Here is a 19,275-nt window from a genome sequence, read left to right on the forward strand (position 1 = left end):
GAGGGTGAGAGTCGCGGTCGTCACGGAGAGCTTCCTCCCGTCGTTGAACGGTGTCACCACGAGCGTCCTGCGGGTCCTCGACGAGTTCGCGGCGCGAGGGATCGAGGCCCTCGTCATCTGCCCTGCCGCGGGTGCGCCCGGGCACTACGCCGGCCACCGCGTCGTCGAGCACCCGGCGATCGCCTACCGCGACTTCCCCGTCGGGATCCCGACGCTCGCGCTCACCCGCGAGCTCGCCGACTTCGAACCCGACGTCGTGCACGTCGCCTCGCCCTTCCTTCTGGGGGCGCGCGCCATCGCCTCCGCGAACCGGCTCGGCGTGCCCAGCGTCGCGATCTACCAGACCGACGTCGCGCGCTTCGCCGCCCGCTACGGCATCCGCGGCGCCCGGGCCCTGGCCTGGCGGGTGATCCGTCAGATCCACGCGGGCGCCGACCTCACCCTCGCCCCCTCGACCAGCGCGCTCGACGACCTCGCCGCCGCCGGGATCGAGCGCACCGCGCTCTGGGGGCGCGGCGTGCAGAGCGACCGCTTCCACCCGCGGATGCGCTCCTCCCCCTACGCCGCCGAGGTGCGGGCGCCTGTCGCCGTCGGCGACGCGCTCGTCGGCTACATCGGCCGCCTCTCCCCCGAGAAGCGGGTCGAGCGCCTGGCGTCCCTCTCCTCTCTTCCGTGCGCGGACCTGGTCGTCGGCGGCTACGGACCCTCCTCCTCCCGGGTCGCGGCGGCGCTCGGCTCCTCGGCGCGGATGCTCGGACGGCTCGACGGCGAGCGCCTGCCCGCGGTCTTCGCGGCGCTGGACGTCTTCGTGCACACCGGCACCGAGGAGACCTTCGGCCAGACCGTGCAGGAGGCGCAGGCCTCGGGCACCGCCGTCGTCGCCCCGCACGCCGGCGGCCCGACCGATCTGATCGAGCACGGGGTCGACGGACTGCTCTACGCGCCGGAGAGCGACTCCGATCTCCGTCGGCAGGTCGAGCGGCTGCTGGACGATCCGGGGCTCCGCTCGAGGCTCGGCGAGGCGGGCCGGCGCCGCGTGCTGCACCGCACCTGGAGCGCGCTCACGGACGAGCTCCTCGCGCACTACGCGACGGTCGGCGCACCCGTGTCGATGGCCCGCGGCAGCTAAGGCTCGCCTAAGCCGCGGCGACGGGGCCCGGCGCTTAGAATCGTCGAGCGAGTGTTCTCGCCGCTCCTCCGCCCCGCCCGCGTCCTCGAGTCGCGGGTCCGGTCAGGCCGACGGAGCAGTCAACCAGGGAGGGTTGTTCGTGTCAGTTTCAGCTGCTCAAACCCTCGCACCCCGGAAGCAGGGGAAGATCCGCCGTCCGGCCGGAACCCTCTACCGCGGTCGCGAAGGCATGTGGTCGTGGGTGCTGCACCGGATCACCGGTGTCGCCATCTTCTTCTTCCTCCTCGTTCACGTCCTCGACACGGCCCTCATCGCCGTGAGCCCCGAGGCGTACAACGCGGTCATCGCCCAGTACAAGAACCCGATCATGGGCCTCGGCGAGACCGGCCTCGTGGCCGCGATCGCGTTCCACGCCATGAACGGCCTGCGCATCATCCTGGTCGACTTCTGGAGCTGGGCCACCCGCCACCAGCGCCTGCTCTTCTGGGTGGTCATCGGCCTGTGGGTCGTGCTGATGCTCGGCTTCGCACCCCGCCACCTCATCAACGTCTTCAGCGAGGGAGGTGCCCATTGAGCACCGTCGCCGCACCGCGGACTCCGCACGTCCCGACCCGCTCCTCCGGCACCAACTGGGAGAAGTGGGGCTGGATCTACATGCGCGCCTCCGGCGTCGTGCTGATCGTCCTGATCTTCGGGCACCTGATCTTCAACCTGCTGCTCGGCGACGGCATCAAGGCCATCGACTTCGGCTTCGTCGGCGGCAAGCTCGCCAACCCGTTCTGGCAGTGGTGGGACGTCGCGATGCTCTGGCTCGCGCTCATCCACGGCGGCAACGGCATGCGCACGCTGGTCAACGACTACGCGACCTCGCCGCTGCTGGCCCGCGTCTTCAAGGGCGGCATCGTCGTCTCGGTCGTCGCGCTGATCGCGCTCGGCACCTACGTCGTCTTCGGCTTCAACCCCTGCCCCACCGGCGGGGACCCGAGCCTGCTGCCCTCCTTCTGCGCCGCCTAGGCGCCCGGTGCCGCGCGGTGCGTCCGCGCGACACCGTCACGCCCCCGGGAGCGCCCCTCCCCCACTCCCGCCCTTCCACCCCGTTCAACGGAGCAGTCACCCAGTGAGCACACCAGGCCACGTCCACAGCGGCGGCGCTGATCAGAGCGCCTTCACCCAGACCCTCGGCGCCGACGGCGTCCACTACCACCAGTTCGACGTGGTGATCGTGGGAGCCGGCGGAGCGGGCATGCGCGCCGCGATCGAGGCCGGGCCCAAGGCGAAGACCGCCGTCATCTCCAAGCTGTACCCGACGCGCTCGCACACCGGCGCGGCGCAGGGCGGCATGGCCGCCGCCCTCGCGAACGTCGAGGAGGACAGCTGGGAGTGGCACACCTTCGACACCGTCAAGGGCGGCGACTACCTGGTCGACCAGGACGCGGCGGAGATCCTCGCGAAGGAGGCCATCGACGCGGTCATCGACCTCGAGAACATGGGCCTCCCGTTCAACCGCACCGAGGACGGCAAGATCGACCAGCGCCGCTTCGGCGGGCACACCCGCGACCACGGCAAGGCGCCCGTGCGCCGGGCCTGCTACGCGGCCGACCGCACCGGCCACATGATCCTGCAGACGCTGTTCCAGAACTGCGTCCGCCTGGGCATCAACTTCTACAACGAGTTCTACGTGCTCGACCTGGTGATGACCGAGGTCGACGGCGTGAACAAGCCGTCCGGCGTCGTCGCCTACGAGCTGGCGACCGGCGAGCTGCACGTCTTCCAGGCGAAGGCGATCATCTTCGCCACCGGCGGCTTCGGCAAGATCTACAAGACGACGTCGAACGCGCACACCCTCACGGGCGACGGCGTCGGCATCATCTGGCGCAAGGGCCTCCCCCTCGAGGACATGGAGTTCTTCCAGTTCCACCCGACCGGCCTGGCCGGGCTCGGCATCCTCCTCACCGAGGGAGCGCGAGGAGAGGGTGCGATCCTCCGCAACGCCTCGGGCGAGCGCTTCATGGAGCGCTACGCCCCCACCATCAAGGACCTCGCGCCGCGCGACATCGTCGCCCGCTGCATGGTCCAGGAGGTGGCGGAGGGCCGCGGCGCCGGCCCGCACAAGGACTACGTGCTGCTGGACTGCACCCACCTCGGTGCCGAGGTGCTCGAGACGAAGCTCCCGGACATCACCGAGTTCGCCCGCACCTACCTGGGCGTCGACCCGGTCGTCGAGCCGGTGCCGGTCATGCCGACCGCGCACTACGCGATGGGCGGCATCCCGACCAACGTCAAGGCCGAGGTCCTCTCGGACAACACCACCGTCGTCCCCGGCCTCTACGCCGCCGGCGAGTGCGCCTGCGTCTCGGTGCACGGCTCGAACCGCCTCGGCACCAACTCGCTGCTCGACATCAACGTCTTCGGGAAGCGCAGCGGCAACAACGCCGCGGACTACTCGCAGACCGTCGACTTCACTCCCCTGCCCGAGAACCCCGCCGGCGCGATCCGCGACATGCTCGCCTCGCTCCGAGGCGCCACCGGCACCGAGCGGATCGCCTCGATCCGCAAGGAGCTGCAGGACGAGATGGACAAGAACGCCCAGGTGTTCCGCACCGACGAGTCGCTCGAGCAGGTCACCGGCACCATCCAGCGCCTGCGCGACCGGTTCCGCAACATCTCGGTGCAGGACAAGGGCAAGCGCTTCAACACCGATCTCCTGGAGGCCGTCGAGCTCGGCTTCCTCCTCGACCTCGCCGAGGTCGTCGTCTACTCCGCCCGGAACCGCAAGGAGAGCCGCGGCGGTCACATGCGCGACGACTTCCCCAAGCGCGACGACGAGAACTACATGCAGCACACGATGGCGTACCTCTCCGGTGACGCCCACTCCTCCGACGCGGGCGACCACATCCGCCTCGATTGGAAGCCCGTCGTGATCACCCGGTACCAGCCGATGGAGAGGAAGTACTAGTCGTGTCGTCCGCCACTCTCGAGCAGCCCCCCGCCGCCCCCGCGGCCCCGGAGGCGTTCACCGTCACGTTCATCATCCGCCGCTTCGACCCGGAGCAGGACACCGAGCCGCGCTGGCAGGACTTCGACGTCGAGATGTTCTCGACCGACCGCGTCCTCGACGCGCTGCACCGGATCAAGTGGGACCAGGACGGCTCGCTGACCTTCCGGCGCTCCTGCGCGCACGGCATCTGCGGCTCCGACGCGATGCGGATCAACGGCCGCAACCGCCTGGCCTGCAAGACGCTGATCAAGGACCTCGACATCTCGCAGCCGATCTACATCGAGGCGATCAAGGGCCTGCCCCTCGAGAAGGACCTCGTCGTGGACATGGAGCCGTTCTTCGCCTCCTACCGCGAGGTGCAGCCGTTCCTGATCGCGAACACCCCGCCCACCAAGGGCAAGGAGCGCGTGCAGTCGGTCGCCGACCGCGCCCGCTTCGACGACACCACCAAGTGCATCCTCTGCGCGGCGTGCACGTCGTCCTGTCCCGTGTTCTGGACGGACGGGCAGTACTTCGGCCCCGCCGCGATCGTGAACGCGCACCGCTTCATCTTCGACTCGCGCGACGACGCCGGCGGAGCCCGCCTGGACATCCTCAACGACAAGGAGGGCGTCTGGCGCTGCCGCACGACCTTCAACTGCACCGAGGCCTGCCCCCGCGGCATCCAGATCACCCAGGCGATCGCCGAGGTGAAGCAGGCCGTCATCCGCGGCCGCGCCTGACGCTTCCTCCCCCGTTCGGCCCGTCGTGATCCTCGGATCCGGCGGGCCGTTCGTCGTCCCCGGGCCCGGCGGTGTCCCTCCGGCACGTGGGAACTGCTCCGGCACGCCCGAATCCGGCCGATCGACGAGCCCGACTCGGAATCACGAGCCGAACATCGCCCGCGCCACCTCCGGCACGCGGTAACGGCTTCGGCACGTTCGAAACCGGCGAATCAACGAGCCCGACCCGGAATCACGAGCCGAACGTCAGCCCATCCCACCTCCGGCACGCGGAAACTCCTTCGGCATGCCCGGAGACGGCGGATCGACGAGCCGGACCTCGAATCGCGAGCCCGACGTTTCCGGCGCCGGCCCTCGGTCGTCTCCTCCACAGTCGGCGGTGAGCGCGAGCACTCCACCGAACGGGCGATCAGGTCCGCACGGATCGCCGTCCGACGGCAGAGTCGGCGCATGCAGTACGGAGTGCACCACATCGGCTACCTTCACGCGGTCGGCGTCGACGCCACGGCCGCCGTGCGATCGGGGGCGCTGCGCCGCATCAGGCGCGGTTGGTACGCGTCGCCGCACGCGTCGGCGGAGGAGCTGCGCGCGGCGGAGGCCTGCGGGTCGCTGTCCTGCATCTCGCTGCTGGCGGAGGCGGGCGCTTTCCGCCCGCCCGACACCCGACTCCACCTCGCCATCACCTCCAGCTCGCGCCCGCGGCCGCGAGAACTGGACGACGACGTGGTCGCTCACTGGAGTCGCCGTGCACGGCCGGCGGAGTACCGCTCCATCCGGACGACGCGCATCGAGGCGCTGACCCAGGTCTTCCTCTGCCAGCCTCTCGAGCTCGCCGTCGCCGTCGCCGATTCATGCCTGCGCCTGCGCCTCATCGGGGCCGATGGTCTCGCCCAGGCGCTGGCGGCGCTGCCCCGTCGCTTCGCCGTCGTCGCGGAGCTCGTCGACGCCCGGTCGGAGTCCGGGACGGAGTCGGTCACTCGGGTCCGCCTGCATCTGCTCGGCATCAGGTGCGACATCCAGGTCGAGATCGACGGCGTCGGCAGGGTCGACCTGGTGGTCGACGGGTGGCTGCTCCTCGAGATCGACGGTCGCGCCTGGCACGACGACCCCCGGGCCTTCCAGCGAGACCGGGATCGCGACCGAGCGGCAGCCGAGCGCGGGTGCACGACTCTCCGCTTCACCTACGCGGACGTGATGCATCACTGGCCGCGCACCCGCGACAGCATCCTCGCGGTCCGCGCGCGCGGCCCGCTCCGCTGAGCCCCCGCCCGCCCCACGCGAGCACCCGTCCCGTGACGATCAGAGGCGCACGGCTTGAGGAAGCCGAGGTCGTCGCGCGACGACCGGCCGGCCGCGCCGATGCTCCGGCACGCGGAACAGGCTCCGGCACGCAGGAGGGGCGTGCTTCCGCGAGCCGGAGGTCCCGCGGTCGCGGTCGGGCACGCGGAAACAGCTCCGGCACGCCGGAAGTCCGCGATTCCACGAGCCGAGGATCGTTTCGCGAGCCGGACGTGACGGCGTCGGCGCCTCGGCACGCGAGACGAGCTTCGGCTCGTCAGAAGCGCGCAGGACGACGAGCCGGAGGCGATTCCGCGAGCCGGAGGTCGCGCGGACGAGCTTCGGCACGCGGAGACCACCTCGGCACGCGGGATGCAAGCAATTCCACGAGCCGAGGATCATTCCGCGAGCCGGAGGTCGCGCCGCCGAGGTCCGGCACGCAGGAACTGCTTTGGCACGTCGGATGTGCGGCATTCCACGAGCCGGAGGCGATTCGACGAGCCGGAGGTGATTCTGCGAGCCGGAGGTGATTCCACGAGCCGGAGGTGATTCCGCGAGCCGGAGGTCGCGCCGCCGAGGTCCGGCACGCAGGAACTGCTCCGGCACGTCGGATGTGCGGCATTCGACGAGCCGGGGGCGATCCCGCGAGCCGGAGGTCGCGTCGCCGCGCGCGGCGGAGGCGTGCGTCTCGGAGCCGCGCCCGGCGCCTCTACGCTGGAGGGCATGACGGAGGCGGCGACCGAGGCACCGCGCGGCATCCCGGCGCTGTTCGAGCGGATCATGCGGACGCGGCCGGTGCGGGTGATGCTGCACTACTCCGAGAGCGGCGGGCCGCTGTTCGCGTCGGGGCTCGCCTTCCAGGCGCTGTTCGCGATCTTCGCGGCGCTGTTCGTCTTCTTCGCGGTCTTTGGCTTCGTCCTGCGCGACAACGCGGCGCTGCGCGACTCGCTCCTGCAGCTGCTCACCAGCTCGGTGCCCGGGCTGATCGGCGACAAGAACTCGCTGGTCTCCATCGACACGCTGCTCGACTCCACGATCCTCGGCTGGACCGGAGTGATCGCCGCCGCCGGTCTGCTCTGGACGGCGCTCAACTTCCTCGGCAGCCTCCGGCAGGCGGTGCGGATCCTGTTCTCCCTGCCCGGTCCGACCGTCCTGTTCGTGCTGCTCAAGCTCAAGGACGCGGGGCTCGCGCTCGTCTTCGGCGCCGTGCTGATCGTCTCGGCGGCGCTCTCGGTCTTCTCGACCTCGTTCGTCGACGTCGCGTTCGACGTCCTCGGGATCGGCAGCGACTCGACCCTCGGCCGGGTCACCGGCACCGTCGTCGGCCTGCTGATCATGCTCGCGCTCGACACCGCGACGCTCGCCGGCTCGTTCCGGATCCTCAGCGGCATCCCGATCCCGTGGAAGAACCTCTGGGTCGGCGCGCTGATGGGCGGGATCGCGCTCGGCGCGCTCAAGGTCCTCGGGACGCAACTGCTCGGCGGCGCCTCGCGCAACCCGCTGCTCGCCTCCTTCGCCGTCCTGATCGGTCTGCTGATCTGGTTCAACCTGGTCTGCCAGGTGATCCTGATCGTCGCCTCCTGGATCTCGGTGGGCATGAGCGACGCCGGCATCTCAGCGCGCAAGCGCACGCCGGACGAGATCGAGCGCGAGCGCGAGGAGCAGCTGCGCCTCGCCCGCCGCACCCTCGCCGAGGCGGAGCGCGAGCGCCTGCGCGCCGCCCTGCCGGACGCCTCGCTGCTCAAGCGCCGACGCCTGGAGAAGCAGCTCTCGCGCCTCGAGGACGAGCTGGCCGACGCGGCCGCCTGACTCCGCGACAGTCGCTCTCCGCGACACTCGCTCTCCTCGACGCTGATGCGGCGTCGGAGCCCCCGAGCGGAACGACGTCCGACGAATATGTCCGTTTCTGTTGACAGCGGACACGAACGGGTCTAAAATGATGTAAACGCAGATCCGAGGTCGACACCGACACCGCGGACGAGGCGTAGCATCTCGCGAGACGACGGAGTCCACATGTACGCACCGGAGCGGCACCAGGCGATCCTGGACCGCGCCCGCACCGACGGGCGGGTCGAGGTCCGCGACCTCGCGCAGTCCCTCGCGGTCACGCCCGAGACGATCCGGCGCGACCTCACCAGCCTGGAGAAGCGCGGCCTCCTGCGCCGGGCCCACGGCGGGGCCATCCCCGTCGAGCGCCTGGGCATCGAGCCCGAGGTCGCCGCCCGCGAGGGCCACCTCGCCGCCGAGAAGGACCGCATCGCCACCGCCGCGCTGGCCGAGGTCCCCGACGGCGGCTCGATCGCCATCGACGCCGGGACCACCACGGTCCGCCTCGCGGAGCTGCTCCCCCTGGACCGCCGGCTGACGGTCGTCACCCATTCCCTCCCTGTCGCGGTGGCGCTCGTCGGCCGGCCCAACATCGACCTGCACCTGCTCGGCGGGCACCTGCGCGGCGTCACGCAGGCCGCCGTCGGGCCGTGGGTCGCCCAGGTGATCCCCACCGTCTCGGTGGACGTCGCCTTCATCGGCACGAACGGCATCAGCCGGGAGCGGGGGCTCACCACCCCCGACCTCGACGAGGCCGTCGTCAAGACCGCGCTCATCGCCGCCGCGCGCCGGGTCGTCGTCCTCGCCGACCACTCCAAGTTCGGCCGCCAGGACTTCGGGCACGTCGCCCCGCTCTCCGCGATCGACACCGTCATCACCGATCAAGGGGTCGACGACGAGCTCGCCGACGACATCGAATCGGCCGGCCCGGAGGTCGTCCGCGCATGATCGTCACCGTCACCGCCAACCCCAGCATCGACGTCACCCTGTCGACGAGCGGCTTCGCCGTCGGCGAGGTCAACCGCGCCCACGGCGTGCGCCGCGACCCGGCCGGCAAGGGCGTCAACGTCGCCAGGGCCCTCGCCCGCAACGGCGTCGAGGCCACGGCGATCTACCCGGCCGACGCCTCCACCGGCCTCGACCTGCGCACCATGCTCGAGGCGGCCGGAGTCGCCTCCGCCAGCGCCGCGATCGCCGAGCCGATCCGCACCAACATCACCGTCGTCGACGACGCGACCGGCCGGACCACCAAGATCAACGAGCCCGGCCCGGCCGTCACGCCGGAGGAGGCGAAGGCGCTCTCCGCTCTGATCTGCGACCACGTCGTCGCCGGCCCGCGCTGGCTCGTCGCCTGCGGCAGCGTCCCGCCCGGCCTCGGCGACGACTTCTACCCGGCGCTCGGCCGCCTCGCCACCCACTTCGGCGTCCCCCTCGCCGTCGACACCTCCGGAGCACCGCTGACCGCGATCATCGCGGCCGGCACCGCGACGCTGGTGAAGCCCAACCTCGAGGAGCTCGAGGAGCTCCTCGGCCGCTCCCTCGCGTCCGTCGGCGACGTCGTCGACGGAGCCCGCACACTCCTCCGCCTCCCGGACGCGCGAGCGCTCGTGAGCCTCGGAGAGCACGGCGCCCTCCTCGTCACGGCGGACTCGTCGTGGTGGGCGGGCGCACCCCCCGTCGTGCCCCTCAGCACCGTCGGCGCCGGCGACAGCACCCTCGCGGGCTACCTGTCGGCGACCGAGGCCTCGGAGGCGGAGCGTCTGCGGACGGCCGTCGCCTGGGGCACCGCCGCCGTCACCCTCCCGGGCAGTGAAGCCCCGGGTCCCGACTCCCTCCGCCTCGACGACGTCTCCGTCGTCGAGAACCCCGACCCCACCCTCCCGATTGGAGAACTGAGCGCATGACTGCTCTCACCGAGGCGTCGACGGTCATCGTCGACCTCACCGCCGCCACGAAGGACGACGCCACCGCGCAGCTCGCGAAGACGCTCGCCGACGCCGGCCGCGTCACCGACCTCGACGGCTTCCTCGCCGACGTCCGCGACCGCGAGTCGCAGATGGCCACCGGCATGCCCGGCGGCATCGGGATCCCCCACGCCCGCTCCTCGCACGTCGTCTCGCCCAGCGTCGCCGTCGGCATCGCCAAGTCCGGCGTCGACTTCGGCGCGCCGGACGGCCCCGCGGACCTGATCTTCCTCATCGCCGCCCCCGACGGCGCCGACCAGGCCCACCTCAAGATCCTCGCCCAGCTCGCCCGCAAGCTGATCCACGAGTCCTTCACCGGATCCCTCCGCGCCGCCGGCAGCGGCCAGGAAGTCGCGGACATCATCGCCCGAGAGGTCGTCGTCTCGTGAAGATCGTCGCCGTCACCAGCTGCATCGCCGGCATCGCGCACACCTACATGGCGGCCGAGGCCCTCGAGCAGGCCGCCAAGAAGAAGGGCTACCAGATCCAGGTCGAGACCCAGGGTGCCGCCGGCTCCGACCCGATGTCCGACCAGACGATCGCCGACGCCGACGTCGTGATCCTCGCCGCCGACCTCGAGGTCCGCGGCAAGGACCGCTTCGCCGGCAAGCCGACCCTCGAGGTCGGCACCTCGGAGGCGCTCGCGAAGGCCGCGGACGTCATCGACCGCGCCGCCGCGAAGGTCCAGGACGCTCCCGCCGCCGCCGTTGCCTCGACGGGCGCCCCGCGCTTCGTCGCGGTGACGAGCTGCATCGCCGGCATCGCGCACACCTACATGGCCGCCGAGGCGCTCGAGCAGGCCGCGAAGAAGCGCGGCTACCCGATCCACGTCGAGACCCAGGGCGCCGCCGGCTCGGACGAGATGACCGCGGGCGACATCGCCGCCGCGGACGTCGTCATCCTCGCCGCCGACCTCGAGATCCGCGGCAAGGACCGCTTCGCCGGCAAGCCGATCCTCCAGGTCGGCGTCGCCGAGGCGCTGTCGAAGCCGGACGAGGTGCTCGACCGGGCCCTCGCCCTGCGCGGCACCGGCACGGCTCCGTCCGCCGCCCGCTCGACTCCGGCCGCGGCGCCCGCCGCCCCGAAGAAGGTCGGCGTCGGCACGCGCATCCGCCAGAACCTGATGACCGGCGTCTCGTACATGATCCCGTTCGTCGCGGCGGGCGGTCTGCTGATCGCACTGTCGTTCCTCTTCGGCGGCTACCAGATCGTCAGCTACACGCCGCAGCAGATCATCGACAACGGCTTCAACATCGCCAACATCACCGACTGGGCCGGAGTGATGTTCCTGATCGGCGGCGCGACCTTCGCGTTCCTGGTGCCGGTGCTCTCGGGCTTCATCGCCTTCGGCATCGCGGACCGCCCCGGCATCGCGCCCGGCTTCCTCGGCGGCGCCGTGGCGGTCACCGTCGGCGCCGGCTTCCTCGGCGGCCTCGCGTCCGGCTTCATCGCCGGCTACGCGGCGCTCTACATCTCGCGGATCAAGCTGCCGGCGGCGTTCAAGTCGCTGATGCCGGTGGTCATCATCCCGCTGATCGCGACCTTCATCACGGGCTTCCTGATGTTCGTCGTCCTCGGCGCCCCGCTGCGTGCGCTGAGCGAGGGACTGTCGGCCTGGCTCTCGGGCCTCACCGGCGGCAACCTGATCATCCTGGGGATCATCCTCGGCCTGATGATGGCGTTCGACATGGGCGGCCCGGTCAACAAGGTGGCCTACGCCTTCGCGACCACGGGGCTCGCCTCGGTCCCCGCGGACGGCGACCCGAACTCCGTGCAGTTCAAGGTAATGGCGATCGTGATGGCGGCCGGCATGACGCCGCCGCTGGGCCTCGCCCTCGCGACCTCGCTCCGCAAGCGCCTGTTCACCGACGCCGAGCGCCAGAACGGCAAGGCGGCCTACCTGCTGGGCGCCTCCTTCATCTCGGAGGGAGCGATCCCGTTCGCCGCGGTCGACCCGCTGCGCGTGATCCCCTCCGCCATGATCGGCTCCGCCGTCACCGGCGCGCTCGTCGCGCTCTTCGGCTCGACGCTGCGCGCCCCGCACGGCGGCATCTGGGTGACCGGGCTGGTGGGGCAGCCGCTGCTCTACCTGGTCGCGATCCTCGTCGGCATGGTGGTCACGGCGGTCTGCGTGATCATCGCGAAGAGCATCAAGCGCGCTCCGATCGTCGCCGAGGTCCCGGAGCCGGCCACGGCCCGCCCCGTCGCCGTCTGATCCGCATCGACCGACCGTCCTGAGCGGTCCCGCCGGCGGTCCCGACTCCGCGCCGCCCCTCTCCTCCGAGGGGGCGGCGCGGGGCGGGGCCGCCGGCTTCTGCGTGCCCGGGGATGCACCGCTGCGCCGCTCCCCCGCGTGCCGCGCCGTGTCGGCGGTCCTCCGTAGACTGCTCCGGTGACTCGAAAGCCGCTCCGCATCGCCTCCGTCAACGTCAACGGTGTCCGCGCCGCCTTCCGCAAGGGCATGGGCGACTGGCTCGCCGCCCGCGACGTCGACATCCTCGCCCTGCAGGAGGTCCGTGCCTCCACCGACGACCTCACCGGCCTGCTCGGCGACGAGTGGGACGTGCTGCACGACGAGGCGACCGCCAAGGGCCGCGCCGGAGTGGCGCTCGCGTCGCGGAAGCGCGCGACGATCCACCGGGTCGCGCTCGGCGCCGACGACTTCGACTCCGCGGGCCGCTGGCTCGAGGCCGACTACGAGGTCGGCGACCGCACCGTGACCGTCGTCTCCACCTACGTGCACTCGGGCGGCGTCGGCACGCCGAAGCAGGACGAGAAGATGCGCTTCCTCGACGCCATGATCGAGCGCCTCCCCCAGCTGCAGGCCCACAACCCGCTCGCCGTGGTGATGGGCGATCTCAACGTCGGGCACCGCACCCTCGACATCAAGAACTGGAAGGGCAACGTCAAGAAGGCCGGCTTCCTCCCCGAGGAGCGCGCCTACTTCGACCGCTTCGTCGGCGCCGAGGGCGAGGAGGGCTACAACGCCGGAGCGGGGATGGGCTGGGTCGACCTCGGCCGCCGCTTCGCCGGCGAGGTGCCCGGCCCCTACACCTGGTGGTCGCAGCGCGGCCAGGCGTTCGACACCGACACCGGCTGGCGGATCGACTACCAGCTCGCGACGCCGGAGCTCGCCGCCCTGGCCCGCAGCTACGAGATCGACCGCGCCAGCGCCTGGGACACCCGCTGGTCCGACCACGCGCCGGTCGTCGTCGACTACGAGCTCTGACCCCCTTCTCCCCCGGCGCCGACCGCGCCGCCGTCACTCACGAGGCCTCACCATGACCCCCAGCACTCCGGGCGCGAAGCCCGTCATCTTCTCCGGCATGCAGCCCTCCTCGGGCTCGCTGCACCTCGGCAACTACATCGGCGCCCTCACGCAGTGGGTCGCGATGCAGGACGACTACGACGCCTACTACTGCGTCGTCGACCTGCACGCGATCACCGTGCCGCAGGAGCCGGCCGAGCTGCGCGAGCGCACCCGCGCGACGGCCGCGCAGTACATCGCCGCCGGCATCGACCCGGAGCGCTCGACGCTGTTCATCCAGTCTCACGTCCCGGCGCACGCCGAGCTGGCCTGGATCCTCAACACGGTCACCGGCTTCGGCGAGGCCAGCCGGATGACGCAGTTCAAGGACAAGTCGGCGAAGCAGGGCGCGGAGGCGGCCTCGGTCGGCCTGTTCACCTACCCGATCCTGATGGCGGCCGACATCCTGCTCTACCAGACCGACGCCGTGCCGGTCGGCGAGGACCAGCGCCAGCACCTCGAGCTGACCCGTGACCTCGCGAACCGCTTCAACACGCGCTTCGGCCCGACCTTCGCGATGCCGGAGCCGTACATCGCGAAGGAGACCGCGAAGATCTACGACCTGCAGAACCCCGGCGCCAAGATGTCGAAGTCGGCGGAGTCGGACGCGGGCCTGCTGAGCGTGCTCGACGAGCCGAAGGTCACCGCGAAGAAGATCATGCGCGCCGTCACCGACACCGAGTCGGAGGTGCGCTTCGACCGCGCCGCCAAGCCCGGCGTCTCGAACCTGCTCACGATCTACTCCGTCCTCGCCGACCGCACGATCGAGTCGCTCGAGCAGGAGTACGCGGGCCGCGGCTACGGCGACCTGAAGAAGGGCCTCGTCGAGGTCGTCGCCGCGACCTTCGACCCGATCCGCGCGCGCACCGCCGAGCTGCTCGCCGACCCGGCCGAGCTCGACCGGATGCTCGCTCGAGCGGCCGACCGCGCCTCCGAGACGGCCGAGCGCACGCTCGCGACCGTGTACGAGCGCGTCGGCCTGCTGCGCCGCGGCCGCTGAGCCGACCGTGCTGCGGCTGGCCCTCTTCGACCTCGACGACACGCTCTTCGCGCACGCCCGCGCAGTGCGCGAGGGCATCGTCGCGTACGCGGCGTTGCTCGGCGACGCCTACGCGGGCGAGGCGGGCGCGCTGCAGCGGCGATGGTACGCACTGGAGGAGGAGCACTACCACCGCTACCTCGCCGGCGAGCTCGACTACGAGGGGCAGCGCCGCGCCCGCGCCACGGCCTTCGCGGCCGACGCCGGCGTCGAGCTGACGCCGGAGCAGGCGAGCGCGTGGTTCGCCGCCTACCTGGGGCACTACGTCGCGGCGTGGACGCTGCACGACGACGCCCTGCCGGTGCTCGACCGGCTCGCGGCGGCGGGCGTCCGGATCGGCGTGATCACCAACGGCGATGTGGATTTCCAGACGACCAAGACGGACGCGATCGGTCTGACGGAGCGGGTCGAGCACCTCGTCGCGTCGGGCGAGGTCGGCGTGACGAAGCCGGATGCGCGGATCTTCCGCGTCGCGTGCGAGCGCTTCGGCGTCGCTCCGGCGGACGCGCTGTACGTCGGCGACCGGCTGGGCACCGATGCGATCGGCGCGGCGCACGCCGGCCTGCGCGGGGTCTGGCTCGACCGCGTCGGCGGGCCCGAGCACGGGCGCGAGCTGCCGCCGGAGGCCGTCGAGCTCGGCGTGCAGCGGATCGGCTCGCTGGACGAGCTGGACGCGATCGCGGGGCTGACGGGCTGAGCGGCCGCGATCCGGCGTCTCGACGGGTGCGGAGCGGTCCGCCGCCCGCTCAGCGGTGTCCATGCTGATCGAGTAGCCCGCGCAGCGGGCGTATCGAGATTCACCCGCGTCAGAGGATGAGCCTGCAAACCGCCCTTCTGAGGACGGTGGGTCTCGATACGCCCCTGCGGGGCTACTCGACCAGCATCGGTGGGTACTGACGCGGCCGAGGGGCCGACGTTTCCGGCTCTACTGCCCGTCGCCGACCTCTCGGGCCGTCTGGGCGGCGGCGGGCGAGGTCGCAGCGGCACGCTTCCTCCGTCTGTGCCGCAGCTCGAGGGCGAGCGCTGCGATCGCCACGACCAGGAGCACGGCGGAGGTGCACAGCGACGCGATCCCGAGGGCGCTCGGTGCCGCGATGACCGCAGGGGTGTCGAGGACGCCTCGGACGAGGCCGTAGAGACCGAGCACGACGAGGACGACGAGGACGGAACGGGATCTCACGACAGCCACCGCCGTCCCAGGAGTCGCTTGCTTGCTGCTGCGTTGTTCATACCGGTATGTCTAGCACCGACGCCGGCAGGAGGGGCCGGAGGCGCGTGCCGAGCCCCGCCAGTGGCGCACAGCAGCGATCGTCGATTCGGTCGGCGAGTCGCGCTTGACAGACGTGAGCTTCGGTCGGTTACCATCCGCGTATGGCTTACGACACAAGACCGATCCGCTCCGACGGAGACGCGACGCGCTCCCCCGATCGCGGCGACCGCCGCTCGCGAACGGCGCTCTCGACTCCGTCCCGTTCCGCCGATGCCGACAACGGCACGCGAGCGACCGCGGTGGATCGAGGCGGAGTCGCCCGGGCCGTCCTCCAGTGGGTGACCGGCGACCGGGTCGACGCTCGACGGGTCGTGCGCCTCGCCGACCGGCGGTGGCGAGGAGCGATGGAGCCGCTGCTCGGGCCGGAGGACGTCCTGCTCCTCCCGGCCGAGAGCGTGACCGACGACGATGCGACCCGCGAGGCCCCGACCTGCGACGGCGCGGCCGTCCTCAACTACCGCGGTGGACTCGACGAGCCGGGAGACGTCGCCTGGTTCGGCGAGCTGCGGGTCCAGACGGAGGACTACGCCTCGATCGCGTTCCTTCCGGTCACCGGTGCGACGACCGCACGGCTCCGCGATGCGAACGGCTGGCAAGCCTATCGGGAGGACGCCGACGCCGCCCGCGCCTCCGGTCGGCTGATCCCGCAGCTCCTGGGAGCCGCGGTCGCCGTGAGCGGTCTGCCGCTGACGGACGACCCCGCTGCCGGACCCGTCGCCGCCGTCGATGTCGACCGGGACGGGGTCGCGACGCTCGGTCCGGACGGGCTGGTCCTCGGCGACGCCCGAGACCCCGACGGCCTCGCGGCCGCCCTCGACAGGTCGTACCGTCCGCTCGACCGGCTCGCCGCGCTGGGCGGCGATGTCGCCGACGACATCGCGCGCCGCCCCTGGCTGGCGCTGTACCGCGCCGGCCTCGCCTTCGCCGCCGCCGACGACACCGGCCCGGCGTGGTCGGTGGTCGGGCTCGGAACGTCCCTCCGACCGGACGGGGAGGTGGCGACGCTCACGCGCTCCGATCTGATCCTCCTGCACCGGGGCGACGAGCGCGTCCTGGTGGAGCCCCGGACCCTGCGGCGGTTCGCCCTCGCTCCTGCCACCGCGATCGTCGTCGAGCGGCTGCTGAGCGAGGGCCCGGACGACGGGGTGCGAACGCCGGCCGACGAGGCCTTCGTCGCGCGGCTCGTCGAGCGGTTCGAGCACGAGGGCGTCCACCTCCGGAGAGGAGCGTGACGGCCTCGCCGGTCCTCGTGCCCCTGGTCTCGCCGACGGCGGCGGCCAGGACCGTCGCGGCAGTGAGCGCGACGGGGACACGCATCCGCTTCGCCGACGGCGTCGAGGCGATCGACCTCACCAGCGGGCTGTGGAACGTGCCGTTCGGCTGCGGCCGGCCGGAGTTCACCGCCGCCATCGCCGAGGCTCTGACAGAGGCCTCCTACCTGTCCCTCTTCCGGCGGAGTCACCCCTGGGCGGAGCGGGCGGCTGCGGCACTGCTCGCGGTCGTCGGCGACGCGCTCCCGCACGCCTCCTTCCGGCGCGTCCTCCTCACCACCTCGGGCGGCAGCGCGAACGACGCGGTCATGAAGCTGCTCCGCCAGCGGGCCGCGCTCCTCGGGCGGCTGGAGCGCCGGCTGGTCGTCGGCCTGTCCGGCAGCTACCACGGGCTCACCTACGGCGCCCACGCCCTGAGCGGCGACGAGCTGGGCCAGGACCTCTACGGCGTCGACCGCTCGGGGGTCCGGCACGTGGCGCACGACGATCCGGACGCCCTGGAGTCGCTGCTCCGCCGTGAGGGACGGCGCATCTGCGGCATCGTCGTGGAGCCCGTCCTCGGCTCCGGCGCTCTCCCGCTCTCGGACGCACTCCTCGCGGTGCTCGAGCGCGCGTCCCAGGACGGCGTCCCCGTCGTCGCGGACGAGGTGGCGACCGGCTTCGGCCGCACCGGCCCGTTCCTCGCCTCCTCGCGCTGGCCGTTCGCGCCCGACGCGGTGGTCCTCTCGAAGGCCCTGACGAACGGCACGCTCGCGGCGGCCGCCGTGGTCGTCGGCGAGCGGCTCCTCGCCGAGATCGATGCCGCCGACGCCCCGTTGGTCCACGCGGAGACCCAGGCGGGGACACCCGCGGTCTGCGCCGCCGTCCTGCAGAGCCTCGCACTGCTTCCCGAACTCCTCGGAGCCGACGGCTTCCCGCGCGTGAGTACCGGCCTCGACCGCGCCGTCACCGCGCTGTCCGCACATCCGCGGGTGCTCGGATCCTCCGGCGCCGGGTCCTTCCGGGCCCTGCGGATCGAGGGGGTGACCAGCGCCGAGGAGGTCCTCGGCCTGGTGGAGGACATCCGGCGGCGCGGGGCGGTCGTGCATCCCGCGCCGGGCGGGATCCAGTTCCTCCCTGCGGCGGTGTCCAGCGACCACGACCTCGCGGACATCCCGCGCATCATCAGTGCGGCGCTCGACGCATGAGCGTCCGCAGCACCGATCTGCGGTCCGGTCTGGCGTCGGATGCGGCGACCACCGGCTCCCGGCGGACCCTCTTCGTGCTCGACAGCGCGCTCGTCCGGTGCGGAGCCGTCGAGCCCGAGCGACTGCACGGACCGGTGGTCGTCCTCGACGTCGCGTCCGAGCAGGGTCGGCTGCTCGACACCGTCGACCGCGCCCTCCGTGCCGTCCGTCCCGACCGCCTCGTCGGCATCGGCGGCGGCAGGCTGCACGACGTGGCGGCGCTGGCGCGCCTGTTCGCCGCCGACCGCGCCCTCCGATCGCGCCTCGACGGACTGCTGAGCAGGCACGGCGGCCTTCTCGCCCCGGACCTCCCCGCGTCGACGGAGGTCCCTCGTCTCGTCCTGGTGCCCACGACGATCGGGCCCGGCAGCGAGACGAGCGTCGCGGCCTGCCGCGAGATCGGCGGCCTCCGCTCCGTCGTGGTCGGCGAAGCGCTCCGGGCCGACGCCGCCGTGCTCGACGCCGACCTCACGGCGATGCTGACCCGCTCCTCCGTGCTCGAGGGAGCGGCGGAGGCGGCCCTGCGACTGATCGGCTCGCGGTCCGGGTCGCCCGCCGACCACTCCGCCGACGACCGGTCGAGGCGACTGCTGGGGGCGCTGGGCGAGGCCGGCGGCCGCGTCGCCGAGAGCGCCGGACTCGTCCGCCGCGCCGACCGCGCGACGCTCGCTGCGGCGAGCGCCGACAGTCACGGCGCGCTGCGCTCGGCGACCGCGGATCCCTTCGCGGCGACGCACTGGTACCTCGCGAACGAGGTGAGCAGTCGCGCGGGCCTGCGGAAGGTGCCGGCGACGATGCCGCTGCTGCCCGTCCTGTGGAGTCGCGACTCCCCGGAGCGTCGCGCGCGACGACGGGCCGTCTGGCAGTGGTTCGCCGCTCCCCTCGGGCTCGACCCGGACCCCGTCGTCGGCAGCGCCCAGTGGTCCGAGCGGTGGGGGATCACCGCTCCGGCCGTCGCCGACCGCGCCCTCCGCGACGCGGCACTCGCGATCGTCGCCCGCTGGGACAGCTCGGCGCTGCCCGGCCTGGCGCTCGACGACGCCCTCCGACTCCTGCGCGCGGCCTTCCCGCCGGCGCGGGCCCTACGACCGAACGAGGGAGGTGAACACATGAACACCACGAACGAGCTCGAATTCCATGAGCTGGAGCAGGCGGTCGCTCCCGACTGGGAGTCGGCGGCCTCCGGCTTCACGACGGGGCTCCTCGTCGCGGGCGTCTTCGTCGGTCTCCTCACCTGACCGGGA

At 72.2% G+C, this 19,275-nt stretch carries 18 protein-coding genes; 17 read left to right on the forward strand and 1 reads right to left on the reverse strand.

The genetic code is table 11. The annotated features are described in order from the left end of the window. Positions 1 to 4 precede the first annotated feature (4 nt). From EDF43_RS05315 to EDF43_RS05385, 14 genes are all read left to right on the forward strand, one after another. Positions 5 to 1,129, forward strand: coding sequence for a glycosyltransferase family 1 protein (locus EDF43_RS05315; RefSeq protein ID WP_132435880.1), 1,125 nt, complete (start codon positions 5 to 7; stop codon positions 1,127 to 1,129). A gap of 187 nt (positions 1,130 to 1,316) precedes the next feature. Further along, positions 1,317 to 1,703 (forward strand): succinate dehydrogenase, cytochrome b556 subunit, encoded by a 387-nt coding sequence (sdhC, locus tag EDF43_RS05320; RefSeq protein WP_279389000.1) that lies wholly within the window; start codon positions 1,317 to 1,319, stop codon positions 1,701 to 1,703. Next, positions 1,700 to 2,143 (forward strand): succinate dehydrogenase hydrophobic membrane anchor subunit, encoded by a 444-nt coding sequence (locus tag EDF43_RS05325; protein WP_123702562.1) that lies wholly within the window; start codon positions 1,700 to 1,702, stop codon positions 2,141 to 2,143. Before sdhC ends, EDF43_RS05325 begins: the two co-directional genes overlap by 4 nt. Before the next feature lie 199 nt (positions 2,144 to 2,342). Next, positions 2,343 to 4,085 carry a succinate dehydrogenase flavoprotein subunit gene (gene sdhA / locus EDF43_RS05330; RefSeq protein WP_243582900.1) on the forward strand — a complete coding sequence of 581 codons (1,743 nt, stop codon included), beginning with the start codon at positions 2,343 to 2,345 and terminating at the stop codon, positions 4,083 to 4,085. Positions 4,086 to 4,087: 2 nt separating this feature from the next. Further along, positions 4,088 to 4,849, forward strand: a complete 762-nt coding sequence (locus EDF43_RS05335; protein WP_123445284.1) for a succinate dehydrogenase iron-sulfur subunit — start codon at positions 4,088 to 4,090, stop codon at positions 4,847 to 4,849. A 450-nt stretch (positions 4,850 to 5,299) separates the two neighbouring features. Beyond that, a complete protein-coding gene (locus EDF43_RS05340) occupies positions 5,300 to 6,109 on the forward strand; it encodes a hypothetical protein (protein WP_132435882.1) in 810 nt (269 codons plus the stop codon). Positions 6,110 to 6,850: 741 nt separating this feature from the next. Further along, positions 6,851 to 7,936: a YihY/virulence factor BrkB family protein gene (locus EDF43_RS05345; protein ID WP_123735193.1), complete on the forward strand. Its 1,086-nt coding sequence runs from the start codon at positions 6,851 to 6,853 to the stop codon at positions 7,934 to 7,936. Positions 7,937 to 8,140: 204 nt separating this feature from the next. Further along, on the forward strand, positions 8,141 to 8,902 hold the full coding sequence (locus tag EDF43_RS05350) for a DeoR/GlpR family DNA-binding transcription regulator (protein WP_132435883.1): 762 nt from the start codon (positions 8,141 to 8,143) through the stop codon (positions 8,900 to 8,902). Further along, positions 8,899 to 9,858 (forward strand): 1-phosphofructokinase family hexose kinase, encoded by a 960-nt coding sequence (locus EDF43_RS05355; RefSeq protein ID WP_123735192.1) that lies wholly within the window; start codon positions 8,899 to 8,901, stop codon positions 9,856 to 9,858. The genes EDF43_RS05350 and EDF43_RS05355 overlap by 4 nt, the downstream gene beginning before the upstream one ends. Further along, on the forward strand, positions 9,855 to 10,307 hold the full coding sequence (locus tag EDF43_RS05360; protein ID WP_123445279.1) for a PTS sugar transporter subunit IIA: 453 nt from the start codon (positions 9,855 to 9,857) through the stop codon (positions 10,305 to 10,307). Before EDF43_RS05355 ends, EDF43_RS05360 begins: the two co-directional genes overlap by 4 nt. After that, the gene (locus EDF43_RS05370) at positions 10,304 to 12,133 is read left to right on the forward strand and encodes a PTS fructose-like transporter subunit IIB (RefSeq protein ID WP_243646235.1); all 1,830 of its coding nucleotides are present in this window, start codon (positions 10,304 to 10,306) and stop codon (positions 12,131 to 12,133) included. The genes EDF43_RS05360 and EDF43_RS05370 overlap by 4 nt, the downstream gene beginning before the upstream one ends. Positions 12,134 to 12,310: 177 nt before the next feature. Then, entirely contained in the window at positions 12,311 to 13,147 is an 837-nt protein-coding gene (locus tag EDF43_RS05375; RefSeq protein ID WP_123445277.1) for an exodeoxyribonuclease III, read from the forward strand. A gap of 52 nt (positions 13,148 to 13,199) precedes the next feature. Then, positions 13,200 to 14,225, forward strand: coding sequence for a tryptophan--tRNA ligase (gene trpS / locus EDF43_RS05380; protein ID WP_132435884.1), 1,026 nt, complete (start codon positions 13,200 to 13,202; stop codon positions 14,223 to 14,225). A 7-nt stretch (positions 14,226 to 14,232) separates the two neighbouring features. Next, positions 14,233 to 14,961 carry an HAD family hydrolase gene (locus EDF43_RS05385; RefSeq protein ID WP_132435885.1) on the forward strand — a complete coding sequence of 243 codons (729 nt, stop codon included), beginning with the start codon at positions 14,233 to 14,235 and terminating at the stop codon, positions 14,959 to 14,961. Positions 14,962 to 15,189: 228 nt separating this feature from the next. Here the strand turns inward: EDF43_RS05385 and EDF43_RS05390 are convergent, their stop codons facing one another. Continuing rightward, positions 15,190 to 15,444 (reverse strand): hypothetical protein, encoded by a 255-nt coding sequence (locus EDF43_RS05390; RefSeq protein WP_132435886.1) that lies wholly within the window; start codon positions 15,442 to 15,444, stop codon positions 15,190 to 15,192. A gap of 191 nt (positions 15,445 to 15,635) precedes the next feature. On the opposite strand from EDF43_RS05390, the gene EDF43_RS05395 reads away from it, so the two are divergent. Genes EDF43_RS05395 through EDF43_RS05405 form a run of 3 tightly spaced genes read left to right on the forward strand, consistent with a single transcriptional unit; the run spans position 15,636 to position 19,269 of the window. Beyond that, the gene (locus EDF43_RS05395; protein ID WP_132435887.1) at positions 15,636 to 16,766 is read left to right on the forward strand and encodes a hypothetical protein; all 1,131 of its coding nucleotides are present in this window, start codon (positions 15,636 to 15,638) and stop codon (positions 16,764 to 16,766) included. Beyond that, complete coding sequence (gene mpaD / locus EDF43_RS05400) at positions 16,763 to 17,992, forward strand: daptide-type RiPP biosynthesis aminotransferase (protein ID WP_207901632.1); 1,230 nt, start codon at positions 16,763 to 16,765, stop codon at positions 17,990 to 17,992. The genes EDF43_RS05395 and mpaD overlap by 4 nt, the downstream gene beginning before the upstream one ends. Continuing rightward, positions 17,989 to 19,269, forward strand: coding sequence for an iron-containing alcohol dehydrogenase (locus EDF43_RS05405; protein ID WP_132435888.1), 1,281 nt, complete (start codon positions 17,989 to 17,991; stop codon positions 19,267 to 19,269). Before mpaD ends, EDF43_RS05405 begins: the two co-directional genes overlap by 4 nt. The last annotated feature ends 6 nt before the right edge of the window (positions 19,270 to 19,275 follow it).

Origin of the sequence: Rathayibacter sp. PhB179, assembly GCF_004345345.1 — a bacterium.
Classification (GTDB): domain Bacteria; phylum Actinomycetota; class Actinomycetes; order Actinomycetales; family Microbacteriaceae; genus Rathayibacter; species Rathayibacter festucae.